The sequence below is a fragment of the Vibrio sp. Vb0937 genome, from assembly GCF_033338855.1.
Genome location: NZ_JAWOTK010000184.1, coordinates 1 through 1,432, shown reverse-complemented (window position 1 = coordinate 1,432; position 1,432 = coordinate 1). Strand labels below are relative to the sequence as shown.

The 1,432-nt window shown below is 46.7% G+C and carries 1 protein-coding gene and 1 pseudogene; both read left to right on the top strand.

What is annotated here, in order from left to right:
* Positions 1-1,291, top strand: a 1,291-nt coding sequence (locus R7P67_RS24270) for a methyl-accepting chemotaxis protein (RefSeq protein WP_318086245.1), incomplete at its 5' end; no start/stop codon positions are given.
* 56 nt (positions 1,292-1,347) lie between these two features.
* Positions 1,348-1,432, top strand: a pseudogene (locus tag R7P67_RS24265) (restriction endonuclease subunit S); the annotation flags it as partial.

Here is a 1,432-nt window from a genome sequence, read left to right as displayed (position 1 = left end):
TGACATTCAAATTCATCGTCAACAAGGCAAAAACAAAACGTCGATTGCGCAGCTTTTTGGCAGCAACGCGAATCAACTGCTGAACAAAAACAGCTTCAACCTAATTAATGTCGAGTTTGAAGGTAAGGACAATTTCGTCGCGAGTTTGTATGTGCCGTCCATGAACTGGTTTGTTGTTGGCGTCGTGCCTGTTGACGAAGTGTTTGCTGACCTCAATGCAACTGGCCAAAAAATGATGATCACAACCATTGTAGTGGCGTTGGTGTTCATTTTGATGGGCGTATTGCTCGCAAACAGTATCACTAAGCCAATTCGTTTGATTGCGGATCGCTTTACCGATCTTGGTCAAGGCGAAGGTGATTTATCACAGCGTATTGAAATTCGTGGCAATGATGAAATCGCGCAACTTTCTAAAGGTTTCAACGGATTTATTGAGAAAATCCACGCAACTATGAAAGAGGTATCTTTGACGAGCGGTGCACTGAGTCAAGCGGCAGACAGCGTGTCGAGCAAAGCAACGTCAACGTACGATAATAGCCAAGAGCAACGTGACCAGACGATTCAAGTGGTTGCAGCGATCAACCAAATGGGTGCGACGATCAGTGAAATTGCGTCTAACGCAGCGACGGCAGCCGATACTGCAAACCAAGCGTCTGATAATACTCAGACGGGTCGTGAAGTTGTGATGAAAGCGAAAGAAGTGATTAGCCGTCTTGCTGACGATGTGGAAACGACAAACATCGTTGTGACACAGCTTGCTTCTACAACGAAAGATATCGGCTCTATCCTTGGTGTAATCCGCGATATCTCTGAGCAAACAAACTTGTTGGCACTGAACGCAGCGATTGAAGCGGCACGCGCAGGTGAGCAAGGTCGAGGCTTTGCGGTAGTTGCAGATGAAGTTCGTAACCTAGCGTCGCGCACTGCCGATTCAACGGAAGAGATTCAACGTATGATCAACCAGCTTCAAAGTGATGCTCAGGATGCAGTAAGCGCGATGGAAGCTGGCAAAGCGGTCACATTTGAGGGTGTGGCTTCGACGGATGAAGCGGTAGAAGTGCTGGTGAATATCTCTGAGCGCATTACGGATATCTCCGATCGAAACACGCAAGTTGCGACGGCAACGGAAGAGCAATCTACCGTGGTTCATACGATCAATCAGAATATTGAAGAAATCAACGCAATCAACGAGATGACAACTGCAACGGCGGAAGAGTTGGCTGGCGCAAGCCGCGATCTTCAAGAGCTTTCATCTCGCCTAGATAAGATGGTTGGTAGCTTCAAACTCTAGAGTTGGATAGAATAGACGAAGTTGAACAGTTTAATGACTATATTTAGGTAAGTACTATGAACGACTTCGAAAAAGAACTAGCGCAGATTTCTCAAGAAGCTGCAGAGGAGCCAGAAGTAAAGCTGCCTTCGCTAGAAGAGC